Origin of the sequence: Rhodococcus sp. DK176 (assembly GCF_038447315.2) — a bacterium.
Taxonomy (GTDB): Bacteria; Actinomycetota; Actinomycetes; order Mycobacteriales; family Mycobacteriaceae; genus Rhodococcus_F; species Rhodococcus_F jostii_A.
On sequence record NZ_CP118321.2, the window covers coordinates 3,104,825 to 3,117,926 of the forward strand.

Here is a 13,102-nt window from a genome sequence, read left to right on the forward strand (position 1 = left end):
TATCGGGTCGAGGGGGTGAAGTTCGAGGCGTCATCCCCTGGCAGAGGGACTGGACGGTCGCTCGAGGTGCCGGGACGGACCCCTGCTGGTACCGACCGGTCTCTACCATTCATCCAGGACGGGTTCCGCGGATCACGACCCTCGCCGCGGTGATCGCGACCGTCGCACTGACTGCGGGGTTCACCGGCGGCGGCCAGTGCGGAACCCGGGGCGACGAGTACCAATTCGTTTCGGCGTCACCGTATGTCGACGTCGCGCAGTATCACGACTACGGCGCCGACGGCGTTCCGCTGCCCGGCGATCAGTGGAACGGCCTCGCCCGGCGCCTCGAACAGGCTGCGGCACTGGGCGAACCGCTCCTGTGGGCGTTCGTGCCCGGCCCCCGGCCCGCCGACTGCACCTATGGTCTCCGCCCGCCGACGAGGGGCGTGGTGGGCCAGTTCGGGACCTGGGGATCCGGCACCGCCCCCGACGACACGTAGACGTGGATCGTCAGGCCCAGGAGACGGATTCTTCCGGGTCGAGCCTGGGCAGCCGGTCGAACCAGGGGTTCTCGCCCGGGTGGCCGATGTTGACCACGAGGGTCGAATGCCACTGGCCGTCGGGGAAGAATTCCTTGTCGATACCGTCGGCGTCGAATCCGGCCATCGGGCCTGCCGCCAGACCCAGCGAGCGCACGGCGAGGATGAAGTAGCCGGCCTGGAGGGCGGCGTTGAAGTCCCCGGTCTGCTTGCGCATCGGTTCGTTCGCCTCGAACACGTCGCGGAGTTCGGGACGGAACGGCAGCAGTGCCGGGATGTGGTCGTGGAAACGTGGGTCGACCGCGAGGACGGCGACGGCGGGCGCCGAGGCGGTCTTCGCCCTGTTGCCCTCGTTCATGTGCTCGACCAGACGAGCGCGGCCCTCGTCGGTGCGCACGAACAGGACCCGGAGCGGCTGCGTGTTGGCCGCCGTGGGCGCCCAGCGCGCGAGTTCCCAGATCTGCGCGAGTTCCTCGTCGCTCACCGGCGTCGGAGCGAAGCTGTTGGCGGTGCGCGCCTCCGTGTAGAGCAGCGCCCGTGCCGCCTCGTCGAGTCCTCTACCTGTAGAGATTGCGTGGCTCATCGACTCCCTTTCTGCTTGTTACTTCTAAAATACTAGTTGCAGGGCCGATGCTAGCACCATTGATAGGGTGGAGGTGTGGCTGACGACGGCGAAGTGACGCACGAACCCCGTGCCTGCGACGCGGCACTCGCTCGCGCCTTCACGTTCCTCGGCAAGCGCTGGAACGGTGTGATCCTCGGCGTGCTGATGGAGGGACCGTCCACGTTCTCCGAGTTACGCCGCGGAGTGGGCGGTATCAGCGATTCGGTGCTGTCCGACCGGCTCGCCGAATTGGCCGCGGCCGGACTCGTCCTGCGCTCGGTGGAGGAGGGCCCACCGGTCTCGGTCGCGTACGAACTCACGCCGGCCGGCCGGGCGCTCCTGCCGTCCCTGAACGCCCTGACGGCCTGGGCGCGCGAGAATCTGCCGGCGTAGCCGGATTCAGACGAGGACGCGGACGGTCAGCGTCCGCCGCGTCGCAGGGTCACGCGATAGGTGTAGTGCTCGGGCAGGAAGTAACTGACCGCCAACTCGACGGTCCGCCCCTCCGAATCGGAGTAGAGACGGTCGACCCGCAGCATCGAATGGCCCTCGGGGCAGCCGAGTTCGCGGGCCACGTCCGCGGGGGCGGGCGCGACCGTGATCGATTGCGCCGCCTCGACGATGGGGCTGCGCAGGTGCGGCTCCAGCAGACCGATGATCGTGTACGCGCTGACGGCGCCCTCGGACATCTCGGGCGCGTCGACGACGAGCCGGGCGATCTCGTCGGGAAGGTACACGGTGGTCAGCACGAACGGGGTGTCGTCGTGGCGTCGCCGGAACACGACCGTGTGGACGAGGTCCGTGTCGAGGCGGAGCCTGCTCGCGGCCTCGATGTCGACCCGGCGGCGCAGCGGGGAGACCACCTCCATGGTCGTGTCCGTGGACAGATTCATCAGATCCTCGATCGACCCCAGCTGACGCAGGTATCGGCCGTCGGATTCCGCGGCGAACGTCCCGCGCCCCGGGACCCGGTAGACGATGCCCTCGGCTACCAGGTCCTGGAAGGCGCGTCGCACGGTCTGCCGGCTCACGCCGTGCTGTTCCGCGAGCTCGAATTCGGTAGGGAGCTTGAGGCCGCCGCGGTACTTGCCCGCGGCTATGTGCTCACGGAGCTGCTTCGACACCAGCTGGTACGCCGGCTCCGTCTCTCGTTCTCGTTCCCTACCGTTCATCGCGCACCGATCCTACGTGCAGGTTGCCGGACTACAGACCGCCCCGCGACACGAGTTGCGAGACGATGACGTTGCGTTGGATCTCGTTGGTGCCCTCGCCGACGATCATCAACGGGGCGTCCCGGAAGTACCGCTCGACGTCGTACTCGGTGGAATAGCCGTAGCCGCCGTGGATGCGCACCGCGTTCAGGGCGATGTCCATCGCCACCTCGGACGCGTACAGCTTCGCCATCCCGGCCTCCATGTCGCACCGGTCACCGCTGTCGTACTGCTCGGCCGCGTGCCAGGTCAACTGCCGGGCCGCGGTCAGCTTGGTCGCCATGTCCGCCAGGTAGTTGCCGATCGACTGATGCTTCCAGATCGGCTTGCCGAAGCTCTCCCGCTGCTGCGCATACGCCAAAGAGTCCTCGAGCGCCGCCGTCGCCACACCCAGGGCCCGGCAGGCCACCTGGATGCGGCCGGTCTCGAGGCCCTTCATCATCTGCGCGAACCCCTTGCCCGGGGTGCCACCCAGGACCGCGTCCGACGAGATCCGGTAGTTGTCGAACGACAGCTCACAGGTTTCGACGCCCTTGTAGCCGAGCTTGGGCAGATCCCGCGACACCGTCAGGCCGGGACCGTGCTCGACCAGGACGATCGAGATGCCCTTGTGCTTGGGGGACGCGCCCGGATCGGTCTTGCACAGCAGCGCGATCAGCCCGGACCGGCGGGCGTTGGAGATCCACGTCTTCGAACCGGAGATCACCAGATCGTCGCCGTCGGTCTTGGCGTTGGTGGACATCGCCTGCAGATCCGACCCGCCGCCGGGCTCGGTCAGCGCCATCGTGGCCCGGATCTCGCCGGTCGCCAACTTCGGCAGATACTGCCGCTTCTGCTCCTCGGTGCCGTACAGCGACAGCAGCTTCGCCACGACGGTGTGCCCACCCATCGCCCCGGCCAGGCTCATCCACCCGCGGGCCAGTTCCTGGGTCACCTGCGCGTAACAGGGCATCGACACCGGTGATCCGCCGTACTCCTCCGGGACCGCCAGACCGTAGATCCCGATCTGCTTCATCTGCTCGATCCACTTCTCGGGGTACTCGTTGGCGTGCTCCACCGCCTGCACCGTCGGCTTCACGTCGCGGTCGACGAAGGCGCGCACCGTCTCGACCAGGTACGCCTCTTCCTCGTTCAGCTTGCCCATCACTCCACCTCGCACTCGCACAACATTTGTACGGCCATAATCCGACAATGTCTGTTTAAAGTCAACGATCGGTCTTGACATGACGGCTACGCCGCTGCCAGCATCAGCAGCGCAGCCCTACCGGGCTGGCCGTACATATCCAGCCCGAACCGGGCTCCCGGACCCTAGGAATGAAGCATCGTGCAGAACCTCACCCGCAGGCGCGCCGTTCTGGTGGCCCCCGGATCCGACGAACGCAAGGCCGTCAAGGCGCTCGCGTCGACCGCCGACGAGGTGGTCCTCGACCTCGAAGACGCCGTCGCCCCGGCCAGGAAGGCCGACGCCCGCGACCTCGTCCGCCGTCTCGTGCGCGAGTCCGCCGGTTCCCGCGCCGTCTCGGTCCGCATCAACGCGCTGACCACACCGTGGGCCGAGGACGACCTCGCCCTGTGCGCTTCCCTCGGCGCCTCCCTCACGAGCATCGTGGTTCCCAAGGCGGAGACGGCACAGGATCTGGCCCACGCCGATCAGGCTCTCGCCGGTACCGACATCGGGTTGCAGGCTCTCGTCGAAACTCCGGTCGGGGTGCAGAACATCGGCGACATCACCCGGTCCGTGGCCCGGCTCGAATCCGTCATCATCGGCTACGCCGATCTCGGGGCGGCCCTCGGCCGTTCCCGCTCCGCCCTCCCCGAACACTGGCTCGCGATCCAGGACGGCGTCCTCGTCGCCGCCCGCGCAGCCGGCATCCAGGCGATCGACGGACCGTTCCTCGGTATCGCCGACGACGACGCCTTCCGCCACTCGGCCGCATGGACCAGCGCGCTCGGGTTCGACGGGAAATGGGTCATCCACCCCGCCCAGGTCGAATCGGCCGCGTCGGCCTTCACCCCCACCGACACCGCAGTCGAGGACGCGCGCCGCGTGATCGACGCACTCGCCGCCGCCGAGGCCGCGGGCAGCGGGGCCGCGCAACTCGACGGGCAGATGCTCGACGAGGCCGTCGCGGTGGCCGCACGACGGGTCCTCGCCCAGGTAGGTGCGCAGTGACGATCACGCAGACCTACGTCGGTGGACCGTACTTCGACGAACTCGAAGTGGGGCAGGTGTTCGACACCGCCCCCGCCGTCACCCTGACCAGCGGCCTCGCCGCCGCGCATCAGGCCATCCTCGGCGACCGCCTGCGGCTGCCCCTCGACGCGCACCTGTCCCGGGCCGTCACCGGATCCGGGGACGCCGTGGCGAATCCCGGCCTCGTCTGCGACGTCGCCATCGGACAGTCCACGCTCGCCACGCACCACGTGAAGGCCAACCTGTTCTACCGCGGCCTCCGCTTCCACCACTTCCCGCACCTCGGCGACACCCTGTACACCCGCACCGAAGTAGTGGGCCTGCGCGAGAATTCGGCGAAGCCCGGACGCAAACCCACCGGGCTGGCGGCACTCCGGATGACGTCCACCGACCAGGACGGCCGCACCGTCCTCGACTTCTACCGCTGCGCCATGCTCCCGCTGAGCGAGAACCCCGACGAGGACCGCGTCCGCAAGTCCGACGACCTGTCCGCGATCGGCCCGCAGACCGAGCAGTCCTTCGCCGCCCCCGAGGGCTGGGCCCTCGACCGCTACCGCGACAAGGTTCCCGGACAGCACTTCTCGCCCGACCTCGCCGGCACCGTCTTGCGGAGCAGCGGCGACGTGGTCTCGAGCGCCCCCGAACTGGCGCGCCTCACCCTCAACATCGCGGCCACCCATCACGACGAACGGGTCGGTGCGGACGGGCGGCTCGTCTACGGCGGGCACACCATCGGCATCGCGCTCGGGCAGGCCACACGCGCTCTGCCCAACCTCGTCACTTTCCTGGGCTGGAAGTCCTGCGACCACACCGGTCCCGTCCACGAGGGCGACACCCTCACCAGCGAACTCGAAATCGAGAGCGCCGAGGCGTTGCCCGGCGGCGGCGGAGTTCTGCATCTGCGTTCACTCGTGTTCGCGCACAACGCCGCAGCGTCCGACGTTCCCGTCCTCGACTGGCGTTTCACCGCCCTCATGGCCTGACCTCCACCATCAAGGAGCTTCTCTCGTGACTGCCCACACTCCCCTTGCCGGACTTCGGATCGTCGAGGTCTCCAGCTTCGTCGCGTCGCCCCTGTGCGGGCTGACGCTGTCTCAACTGGGGGCCGAGGTGATCCGGGTCGACCCCATCGGCGGCTCCGCCTGCTACAAGCGCTGGCCGGTCACGAGTGACGGTGAGAGCATCTACTGGACCGGTCTCAACCGCGGCAAGCGGTCCGTGGCCGTCGACATGCGCAGCCCCGAGGGGCAGCAGCTCGTCCAGCAACTGGTCGCGGCCCCCGGTGCGGGCGGCGGAATTCTCGTCACCAACTCCGGTGGTCGTGACTGGCTCGCCCACGATTCGCTCAGGGCCCTGCGCCCCGACGTCATCACCCTCGAGGTCCTCGGTGGCACCGACGGTTCCCCCGCCGTCGACTACACCGTCAATGCGGGGCTCGGTTTCCCGTCCATCACCGGTCCCACCGATCATGCCGGCGTCGTCAACCACGTCCTGCCCGCGTGGGACGTGGTGTGTGGGCTGTATGCCGCGCTGGCCGTCGCGGCCGCCGTCCGGCACCGCGACGCCACCGGCGAGGGCACCCACATCCGCCTGCCGCTCGAGGACGTCGCGCTCGCCACCGCCGGCACGCTCGGTTACCTCACCGAAGTCCAGATCAACGGCACCGGCAGGCCGGCGACCGGAAACTCCGTCTACGGCACGTACGGAACGGATTTCACCACCAGCGACGGCGAACGGTTCATGATCGTCGCCCTCACCCCCCGCCACTTCCGTGACCTGGTCGCGGTCACCGGAACCACCGCCGCCGTGGAGGCACTCGCAACCGCACTCGACGTCGACTTCGCGCGCGACACCGATCGCTTCACCCACCGCGACGTCCTCACCGCCCTGTTCGCCCGCTGGTTCCGCGAACACACCGCAACCGAAGTGGCCGAGGCACTCTCGAAGACGTCCGTGCTCGCCAAGCGCTATCGCACCTTCGAGGAAGTCGTGAAGTCCGGTGAACTCGAGAAGAACCCGATGTTCGCCCCCCTCGACCAGCCGCGCATCGGCACCTACCTCGCCTCCGGGCACCCCGCGTCGTTCGACGGCCACCACGCCACCGTCGCACCCGCCTCCGCAGTCGGCGACGACACCGGCAGCGTGCTCCGGGACCTCCTCGGGAGCTCCGACTCCGACATCGCCAAACTCCTCGACAGCGGCATCGTCGGGGGGAAGTGACGCCTCGACGCCGCGACGCTGCGGAAAGCGTGGTTCCGCAGCGTCGCTCGTGAGACCGGGGTCAGCCGAGTTCGTACACCTGGCCGGTGTGGATTCCGTGCACTGATTTGACGAAGGCACGTGCTACGTCGGCAGCGGGGACGGAAGCGAACCCCGGAAGTAGTCACCGTAGACATCGAGCGTCTCGGTGATCACCGACGTGCTGACGGCGTTGATCCGCATCCCCCGCGGGAGTTCGGCCGCTGCAGCCTTGACGAACGATTCGAGTGCCCCGTTCACCGTCGATGCGACGACACCGGAGCGGATGGTTTCCCGCGCAAGCACTCCCGTGATCAGGGTGAACGAGCCACCGTCGGCGACGAAGGGCAGCCCCCGGAGAACCAGTTCGATCTGCCCGAGCAGTTTGTCGTCGAAGCCTTGCCGGAAGTCGGCCGAGGTGGTGTCGGCGAACGACGGGAACGGGGTGACGCCCGCGACGCTCACCACGGCGTCGACTGTGCCGACTCGGTCGTACATGCGGTCGATCGACCGTCCGTCGCGCAGGTCCACGTCGAGAGCGCTGGACCGCGACGCGACGATCACCTCGTTCTGTGTTCAGCGCGTCGACGACGAATGCGCCGATCCGACCCGTTCCCCCGGTAACCAGCACCTTCACTGTCAGACCTCCTGTTCGTGGTTCCGCTGTTCGGTCCTGCCGACGCCGTGGGTGACCAACTCCGCCGTCGTCTCCGAGCCCGTGCCGTCCGTGCCCTGGAATGTGGTGTTCGACCACGCGAGGACGGTGGTCCCCTGGTCGACCTTCACCCCGCCACCGAGCGGCGGATCGTGGACTATCTGGATCCGTGGTCTGCTATGCGGGTTCGCAGTTCATGGAGGGCTCTCGCGGGTGCGGCCGACAAGTCGCTACACCCTCGATCTCGTTCCAGCGCTGCGGCAGTCCACGACGCCCAAGTTGCTGATCTGGGGTGAGGACGACCCCTTCGAGATGGTGGAGTACGCCGAGCGATTCGCCTCGGAGGTCCCGCACACCACGCTTATCCGCATCCCGAACGCGGGGCGCATCCCCACGGAGAACGCGCCCGAACAGATCGCCCGCGAACTCATCGACTTCTTCACTGCGTAGAAATTTCCCCCGTTACCGCCTTCGCGATCCGGTGGTATCGGCGAACGTGATGATCGACCGCCGATAGACCTCCCGTGAGCGCGCGAGTGGGCCGAGACGAAAACAGGCCCGAACCAAGCATATTCACGACTAGCCGCCACTTTCGATCTCTGTGGCTGACACCCGTTCGTTGACGATGTCGATTCCGCGGCGCGTGGCCGGAGCGCACTGGACCTGGCTTGGAGCCCGTCGACCTTCCGCTCACCGACTGTTCGACATGCCGAAATGGCGCGTGGCATCTGCTGCCCACACCACTGTTCGGCCGAATTCTCTGGACCTCCCCCGCCTTGACAAGCACGTCTCACTGTGACCACCATTACTGCATCATGTGATAGAGGTTATCACAGTATGAGAGGAAATTATGAAGGTTGCGATCCTCGGCTTGGGTGAAGCCGGAAGTCTGTACTCGTCGGGATTCCTCGCGAAGGGCTGGGAGGTGACCGGGTTCGACCCGGCCGACACCGCCACCCCCGCGGGAGTGCTCCGCTTCGACCATGTCGCCGACACCGTGCGGGGTGCGGATCTGGTGCTGAGCCTGACCAGCGCGAAGGTGGCGGTGCGGGCAGCGACCGACGCCGCACCGCATCTGTCGGCCGGCGTTTGCTACGCGGACATGAACGCCGCGCCGGCCGAGATCAAGGCGCAGGTCGCCGACGTGGTCGGCGCGGCAGGCGCCTCGTTCGCCGATGTCGCGGTGGTCGGGTCAGTCCCCACCCACGGGGCGCGTACCGCCCTGGTGATCAGCGGCGACGGATCAGCCTCGGCGACCGCGCATTTCGAGGCGCTCGGAGCCTCGGTCGAGGACATCGCCGGCGCTCCCGGGGACGCCTCGAACCGCAAGCTGCTGCGCAGCACGTTCATGAAGGGCCTCGGCGCGTTGATCGTCGAATCGGTCGATGCAGGGGTCGCCGCCGACGCCGAGCAGTGGGTGCGTGCGCAGATCGCCGGTGAACTGTCCGGCAGCTTCTCAGCCCTCGACCGGTTGCGGGACGGCACCCGCAAGCACGCCGCCCGGCGCTCGGTGGAGGCGGCCGCTTCGGTCGAACTCCTCGACACCCTGGGGGTCCGCCCGGTCCTCGCGTCCGCCACGGCCGAGGTGCACCGCACCCTCGCCGACGCGAATGGCCGCGCCACCGACGAGTTGCTCGAGGCCTACGCCGGGCTCCCGGTCGCCAACATCGGCGACGCCCGCCAACGCATGGGCATGGTCGATTCGGGTATCCACGCAATGTGGAAAGGTGCGCGCATCGTCGGGCGTGCCCGCACAGTGTGGACCCGGGCCGGCGACAACAAGGCGCTGCACCAGGCGCTGGCGAAGGTACAACCGGGTGAGGTGATCGTCATCAACGGACAGGGCGACCAGAACCGGGCCTTGATGGGCGAGCTGATCGCCGAACGCGCCCGCTCCCGCGGCTGCGTCGGCATGATCATCGACGGCGCCGCCCGCGACATCGACGTCCTGCAGGAAATTGGCTTCGGTGTGTGGGCGCGTGCGGTGAACCCCTCGGGCCCCTACAAGGACGGCCCCGGCAAGATCGACGTCCCGGTCGCGGTCGGCGGTGTCGTCTGCGCCCCCGGCGACCTCGTCGTCGCCGACGACGACGGCGTCATCATCATCCCGGCGGCCGAAGCGTTCACCAGCCTGGCCGGTGGCCGAGCGGTCGAAGCCGACGAGGCGCAGCGCCGCGCCGCGATCATCGCCGCCCGTAAGGTCGCGGCATGATCGCCATCTGGGCGTTGCTGGCGTTCATCGCCTCCATCGTCTTCTGGAACGCGGTGCTCAAACGGAACATCGGCGAGGCGATGATCGTCGGGTTCGTCGTCGTCGGGGCCTTCGCCGGCCGTGACGCCCCGAAATACATGTGGGAGGGTTTCGTCAACTCGATGCAGGAGGAAGTGACGTTCGCCGGGCTGGCGTTCATCTTCATGAGCTTCATCCTCGCGAAGACCCCCGTCCTGGACCGGCTCATCGACATCCTCAACTCGTTCCTCGGCCGCCTGCGCGGCGGTCCGATCTACACGTCCACCGTCGCCGGCGGCATGTTCGGTGCCATCGCCCACGTCGGGCCTCGGTCACCGCCGCGGTCGGCTCGGTGACCGTGCCGTGGATGAAACGCTCCGGCGTGAGCGGCGAACTCTCCGCCACCGTCGTCGCCGGCTGCGCGGGCATGGGCGTGACGTTCCCGTTCAGCGCGACCATGTTCATCCTGGTCGGGTCCAGCACCGTCACCGGGATGATGGCCGCCGACGACATCATCGTTCCCCTCGCCATCGCCGGCCTCTGGTGCCTCGGCTACCGACTGGTCCTGAGCTACTACCTGGTCCGCAAGAACGGCTTGCAGCCGATCGCCCCGGAAGACCGCATCCCGGTGAAGCGGAGCCTGCGGGTCGGGTGGACCTCGTTGTTGCTGTTCGTCCCGATCCTGATCCCGCTGTTGCTCACTCGCGGGCCGATCGCCGCACCCATCGCGCACTACACCGACCTGGTGATGTCGAGTGCCCTGAGCCTGATCACCTGGATCCCGGTCCTGATGATCCTGCTGGTGCTCTTCCTCGGACGCCGGCACCTGCCCAAGACGACCACGGGCTGGTGGAAGGTCCTCGGCGACGCCGCTCCCCAGTTCGGCGTCATCGGCATCACCATCGTCGCCGCATTCTCCGCATCGGCGGTGCTCGCCAAGCTGAAGCTGCCCCAGCAACTGACCTCCATGCTCGAAAGCCTCAGCGCGCCATCCTGGTTGATGGCGATTCTCGTCGGCATCATCATCGTCGTCATCGCGATCCCGCTGACCGCCTCTGCCACCATGGCCTCGGTCGGTCCCGTCGCCGTCGCCGCGCTGGTCGGCACCGGCATCGCCGCCCCGGTGGCCGCGGCCGCCGTTCTGGTCTTCGCGTCCACCGAGGGCGCCTCCCCGCCCTCGGGTGCCCCCATCTACGTCGCCTCCGGGATCGCCCGGATCGACCCGTCGAAGATCTTCATGCCGCTCCTGAAGTACTACTGCGTTCCCATCCTCGGCATCGGGGTACTGATCGCCCTCGGCCTCCTCCCCGTCTAATCCCGCGACAGGACACGTCATGTTTCAGAAATCCTTCTCCACCCTCTTCCGCATCAGCGTCGTCGCGTTCCTGCTCGGCGGACTGGCGATCGTGCTCGGCCAGACCGTCGGACTGATCCTCGGCGACGGCGTCGTCGTCACCCACGTCGAGGAACTGCTCGCCCCCTACGCCTACGGCGCCGCGGGCATCGCCGGACTACTCGCCTTCGTCCTGTCGTACTTCCACCACGGCGGAGAGGAGGACGCCCTCGGAAACGAGGACTCTCCCGCCCGCACCGCCGAGCACGTCGGATGACCAGGCCCGTGAACACGATCGATGCCGACTCCACCTACGCCGACCTGTGCGCCCGCACCGACGACGCCCCGGCCGGGTCGAGCTGGGGAGTCTTCGACAACCGGGACCGCGGGACGGCGAACTTCGCCGGACCCGAACAGGTCCGCGACGCCGCCACCCTGGTCACCCGGGGTGCGGTGTTCGCCCTCGACTACCCGCTCGGGGCGTTCGACCCACCTATGGCCCGCTCGCGCACGGCGCCGAAGCACACCATCGTCTCCGCGCACGCCGAATCCCGCGACGACCTCCTCGATGGCTTCTACCTGCAGGCCAGCAGCCATCTCGACGGACTCCGCCACCGGCGGGTGTCCGGGCACGGCTTCTACGGCGGCGTCCCCGACGACCAGGTCACCGAAGGTAGTCCGGCTCTCGGGATCCAGGCCTGGTCGCAGGACCCGATCGTCGGCCGCGGCTTGCTCCTCGACCTCGAAGCGCTCCACGCCGAACGCGGGCATCCGCTCGACCACGCCCAGGGTCCGGCGCTCGACCCTGCCGATCTGGACGCCGCCGCGCACCGCCAGGGCTGTGAGATCCGCTGCGGTGACATGATTCTCGTCCACACCGGCTGGGCGCACTGGTACCTCACCGCCACCGACGACCAACGCAACGAGGTCCGTGCAGGTCGCCGTTCCACCGGCTTCGCACAGAGCCGCTACCTCGCACAGTGGTTGTGGAACAACAAGATCGCGCTCTGCGGCACCGACACCTTCGCCGTCGAAGTTCTCCCGGTCCTCCCCGACAGCCCGTTCGCGGAGTCCGCCCCCGAGGACGCCGGCATGATGCACCAGGAACTGATCGGCAAACTCGGCGTCCCGCTAGGAGAACTGTGGAACCTCACTGCACTCGTCGAGGACAGCCGCCGCACCCACACCTGGGACGCCCTACTCACCGTCAAGCCACTGAACTTCGTTGGCGGGGTCGGTTCGCCCTGCAACGCGACCGCCATTCGCTGACAGGTTTATCGCACAATGATAAGTTTCATCGAAAGTAGGTGAATCGAGGAGGAAACATGGCGGCGCCGACCAACAACATGCGATCTCTGGACCGCGCGTTCGACGTGCTCGGCGTCCTCCAGGAGGCAAAACAACCTCTGCGACTCAGTGAAGTCGCGCGTCACTCCTCGCTGCACGTCGCGACCGTGCAGCGGATCCTCGGGGTGCTCCTCGAACGGGGGTACGCCGCCCGGATCGGCGACACCTACACCGCCGGCCCGGCCGCGCTCGCGGTCGCGCACGCTTTCATGGTCACCAACCCGCTCAGCGTTCTCGCTCAGCCGACGCTGCAGCAGCTCGCCGCGAGCACGGGGTTCACCGCGTCGATGTACGTGAAGGTCGAGTCCTCCCGAGTGCTCATCGCCCGGGTGGAGAGCGACAACCCTCTCAACTACATCCTCCCCGTGGGCGAACGCCTACCGCTCTACCTGGGCGGCGCCGGGAAGACGATCCTCGCTCATCTCGACACCGCGGAGGTCGAGGAAATCGTCGGCGGTATCGGTGACATGGCACTGGCGAGTGGGTCGACCATCTCGAAAGCGGAACTGTTCGCCCAACTCGACAAGATCCGAAGCGACGGCTTCGCCGTGTCGGTCAGCGAACGCCTCTACGGCATCGCCTCCGTCACCGCCCCCGTCCGAGCCTCCGACGGCACCCTGGTCGCCGTCCTCGGTGTCACCGGACCCGCCGACTCCCTCACCGACACCCGAATCGCCCAACTGATCCCCGAAGTCCGCCGCGCAGCCACCACCGTCGGCACACGGGTACCCGTCGCCGGATAGCGGGGCGACTTCGTCGACGTCCACGG

16 protein-coding genes and 1 pseudogene are annotated in these 13,102 nt (G+C 68.0%); 12 read left to right on the top strand and 5 right to left on the bottom strand.

Annotated elements, in window-relative coordinates; all coding sequences use genetic code 11:
• Positions 1–146: 146 nt before the first annotated feature.
• Positions 147–482: pseudogene (locus PSR88_RS14695) on the top strand (beta-mannosidase); the annotation flags it as partial.
• Positions 483–492: 10 nt separating this feature from the next.
• Here the strand turns inward: PSR88_RS14695 and PSR88_RS14700 are convergent.
• Complete coding sequence (locus tag PSR88_RS14700) at positions 493–1,104, bottom strand: malonic semialdehyde reductase (protein ID WP_011595551.1); 612 nt, start codon at positions 1,102–1,104, stop codon at positions 493–495.
• Between the two features lie 75 nt (positions 1,105–1,179).
• On the opposite strand from PSR88_RS14700, the gene PSR88_RS14705 reads away from it, so the two are divergent.
• A complete protein-coding gene (locus PSR88_RS14705; RefSeq protein WP_009475646.1) occupies positions 1,180–1,518 on the top strand; it encodes a winged helix-turn-helix transcriptional regulator in 339 nt (112 codons plus the stop codon).
• 26 nt (positions 1,519–1,544) lie between these two features.
• Here PSR88_RS14705 and PSR88_RS14710 read toward each other — a convergent pair whose 3' ends face one another.
• On the bottom strand, positions 1,545–2,297 hold the full coding sequence (locus PSR88_RS14710; protein WP_007301678.1) for a GntR family transcriptional regulator: 753 nt from the start codon (positions 2,295–2,297) through the stop codon (positions 1,545–1,547).
• 31 nt (positions 2,298–2,328) lie between these two features.
• Positions 2,329–3,480, bottom strand: coding sequence for an acyl-CoA dehydrogenase family protein (locus PSR88_RS14715; RefSeq protein WP_016881904.1), 1,152 nt, complete (start codon positions 3,478–3,480; stop codon positions 2,329–2,331).
• A gap of 180 nt (positions 3,481–3,660) precedes the next feature.
• Here PSR88_RS14715 and PSR88_RS14720 point away from each other — a divergent pair, with 180 nt between their 5' ends.
• From PSR88_RS14720 to PSR88_RS14730, 3 genes are read left to right on the top strand one after another with little or no spacing between them, the layout of a single operon-like run.
• The gene (locus tag PSR88_RS14720; RefSeq protein WP_016882256.1) at positions 3,661–4,509 is read left to right on the top strand and encodes an HpcH/HpaI aldolase/citrate lyase family protein; all 849 of its coding nucleotides are present in this window, start codon (positions 3,661–3,663) and stop codon (positions 4,507–4,509) included.
• Positions 4,506–5,513: a MaoC family dehydratase gene (locus PSR88_RS14725; RefSeq protein ID WP_016882255.1), complete on the top strand. Its 1,008-nt coding sequence runs from the start codon at positions 4,506–4,508 to the stop codon at positions 5,511–5,513. Before PSR88_RS14720 ends, PSR88_RS14725 begins: the two co-directional genes overlap by 4 nt.
• A 25-nt stretch (positions 5,514–5,538) precedes the next feature.
• Entirely contained in the window at positions 5,539–6,750 is a 1,212-nt protein-coding gene (locus PSR88_RS14730) for a CoA transferase (RefSeq protein WP_016882254.1), read from the top strand.
• Between the two features lie 123 nt (positions 6,751–6,873).
• Here PSR88_RS14730 and PSR88_RS14735 read toward each other — a convergent pair whose 3' ends face one another.
• Positions 6,874–7,332: a short chain dehydrogenase gene (locus PSR88_RS14735; RefSeq protein ID WP_016882253.1), complete on the bottom strand. Its 459-nt coding sequence runs from the start codon at positions 7,330–7,332 to the stop codon at positions 6,874–6,876.
• 75 nt (positions 7,333–7,407) lie between these two features.
• Entirely contained in the window at positions 7,408–7,554 is a 147-nt protein-coding gene (locus PSR88_RS14740) for a hypothetical protein (RefSeq protein WP_016882252.1), read from the bottom strand.
• 82 nt (positions 7,555–7,636) lie between these two features.
• Between PSR88_RS14740 and PSR88_RS14745 the strand changes: the two genes are divergently transcribed.
• The 7 genes from PSR88_RS14745 (at position 7,637) to PSR88_RS14775 (ending at position 13,076) form a co-directional block, all read left to right on the top strand.
• Complete coding sequence (locus tag PSR88_RS14745; RefSeq protein WP_016882251.1) at positions 7,637–7,873, top strand: alpha/beta fold hydrolase; 237 nt, start codon at positions 7,637–7,639, stop codon at positions 7,871–7,873.
• 400 nt (positions 7,874–8,273) lie between these two features.
• Positions 8,274–9,635 (top strand): NAD(P)-binding domain-containing protein, encoded by a 1,362-nt coding sequence (locus tag PSR88_RS14750; RefSeq protein ID WP_016882250.1) that lies wholly within the window; start codon positions 8,274–8,276, stop codon positions 9,633–9,635.
• Positions 9,632–10,009, top strand: coding sequence for a TRAP transporter large permease subunit (locus tag PSR88_RS14755; protein ID WP_272943397.1), 378 nt, complete (start codon positions 9,632–9,634; stop codon positions 10,007–10,009). Before PSR88_RS14750 ends, PSR88_RS14755 begins: the two co-directional genes overlap by 4 nt.
• An 11-nt stretch (positions 10,010–10,020) precedes the next feature.
• The gene (locus PSR88_RS14760) at positions 10,021–10,968 is read left to right on the top strand and encodes a TRAP transporter large permease subunit (RefSeq protein WP_272943396.1); all 948 of its coding nucleotides are present in this window, start codon (positions 10,021–10,023) and stop codon (positions 10,966–10,968) included.
• 19 nt (positions 10,969–10,987) lie between these two features.
• Entirely contained in the window at positions 10,988–11,263 is a 276-nt protein-coding gene (locus PSR88_RS14765; RefSeq protein WP_007301687.1) for a hypothetical protein, read from the top strand.
• 8 nt (positions 11,264–11,271) lie between these two features.
• The gene (locus PSR88_RS14770) at positions 11,272–12,255 is read left to right on the top strand and encodes a cyclase family protein (RefSeq protein WP_237724057.1); all 984 of its coding nucleotides are present in this window, start codon (positions 11,272–11,274) and stop codon (positions 12,253–12,255) included.
• Positions 12,256–12,311: 56 nt separating this feature from the next.
• Positions 12,312–13,076 (top strand): IclR family transcriptional regulator, encoded by a 765-nt coding sequence (locus PSR88_RS14775; protein ID WP_007301689.1) that lies wholly within the window; start codon positions 12,312–12,314, stop codon positions 13,074–13,076.
• The last annotated feature ends 26 nt before the right edge of the window (positions 13,077–13,102 follow it).

Coding starts and splice junctions, on each gene's coding strand:
- PSR88_RS14775 (WP_007301689.1), top strand. CDS start 12,312: ATGGCGGCGCCGACCAACAACATGCGATCTCTGGACCGCGCGTTCGAC.
- PSR88_RS14755 (WP_272943397.1), top strand. CDS start 9,632: ATGATCGCCATCTGGGCGTTGCTGGCGTTCATCGCCTCCATCGTCTTC.
- PSR88_RS14715 (WP_016881904.1), bottom strand. CDS start 3,480: ATGGGCAAGCTGAACGAGGAAGAGGCGTACCTGGTCGAGACGGTGCGC.
- PSR88_RS14760 (WP_272943396.1), top strand. CDS start 10,021: ATGAAACGCTCCGGCGTGAGCGGCGAACTCTCCGCCACCGTCGTCGCC.
- PSR88_RS14750 (WP_016882250.1), top strand. CDS start 8,274: ATGAAGGTTGCGATCCTCGGCTTGGGTGAAGCCGGAAGTCTGTACTCG.
- PSR88_RS14700 (WP_011595551.1), bottom strand. CDS start 1,104: ATGAGCCACGCAATCTCTACAGGTAGAGGACTCGACGAGGCGGCACGG.
- PSR88_RS14710 (WP_007301678.1), bottom strand. CDS start 2,297: ATGAACGGTAGGGAACGAGAACGAGAGACGGAGCCGGCGTACCAGCTG.
- PSR88_RS14765 (WP_007301687.1), top strand. CDS start 10,988: ATGTTTCAGAAATCCTTCTCCACCCTCTTCCGCATCAGCGTCGTCGCG.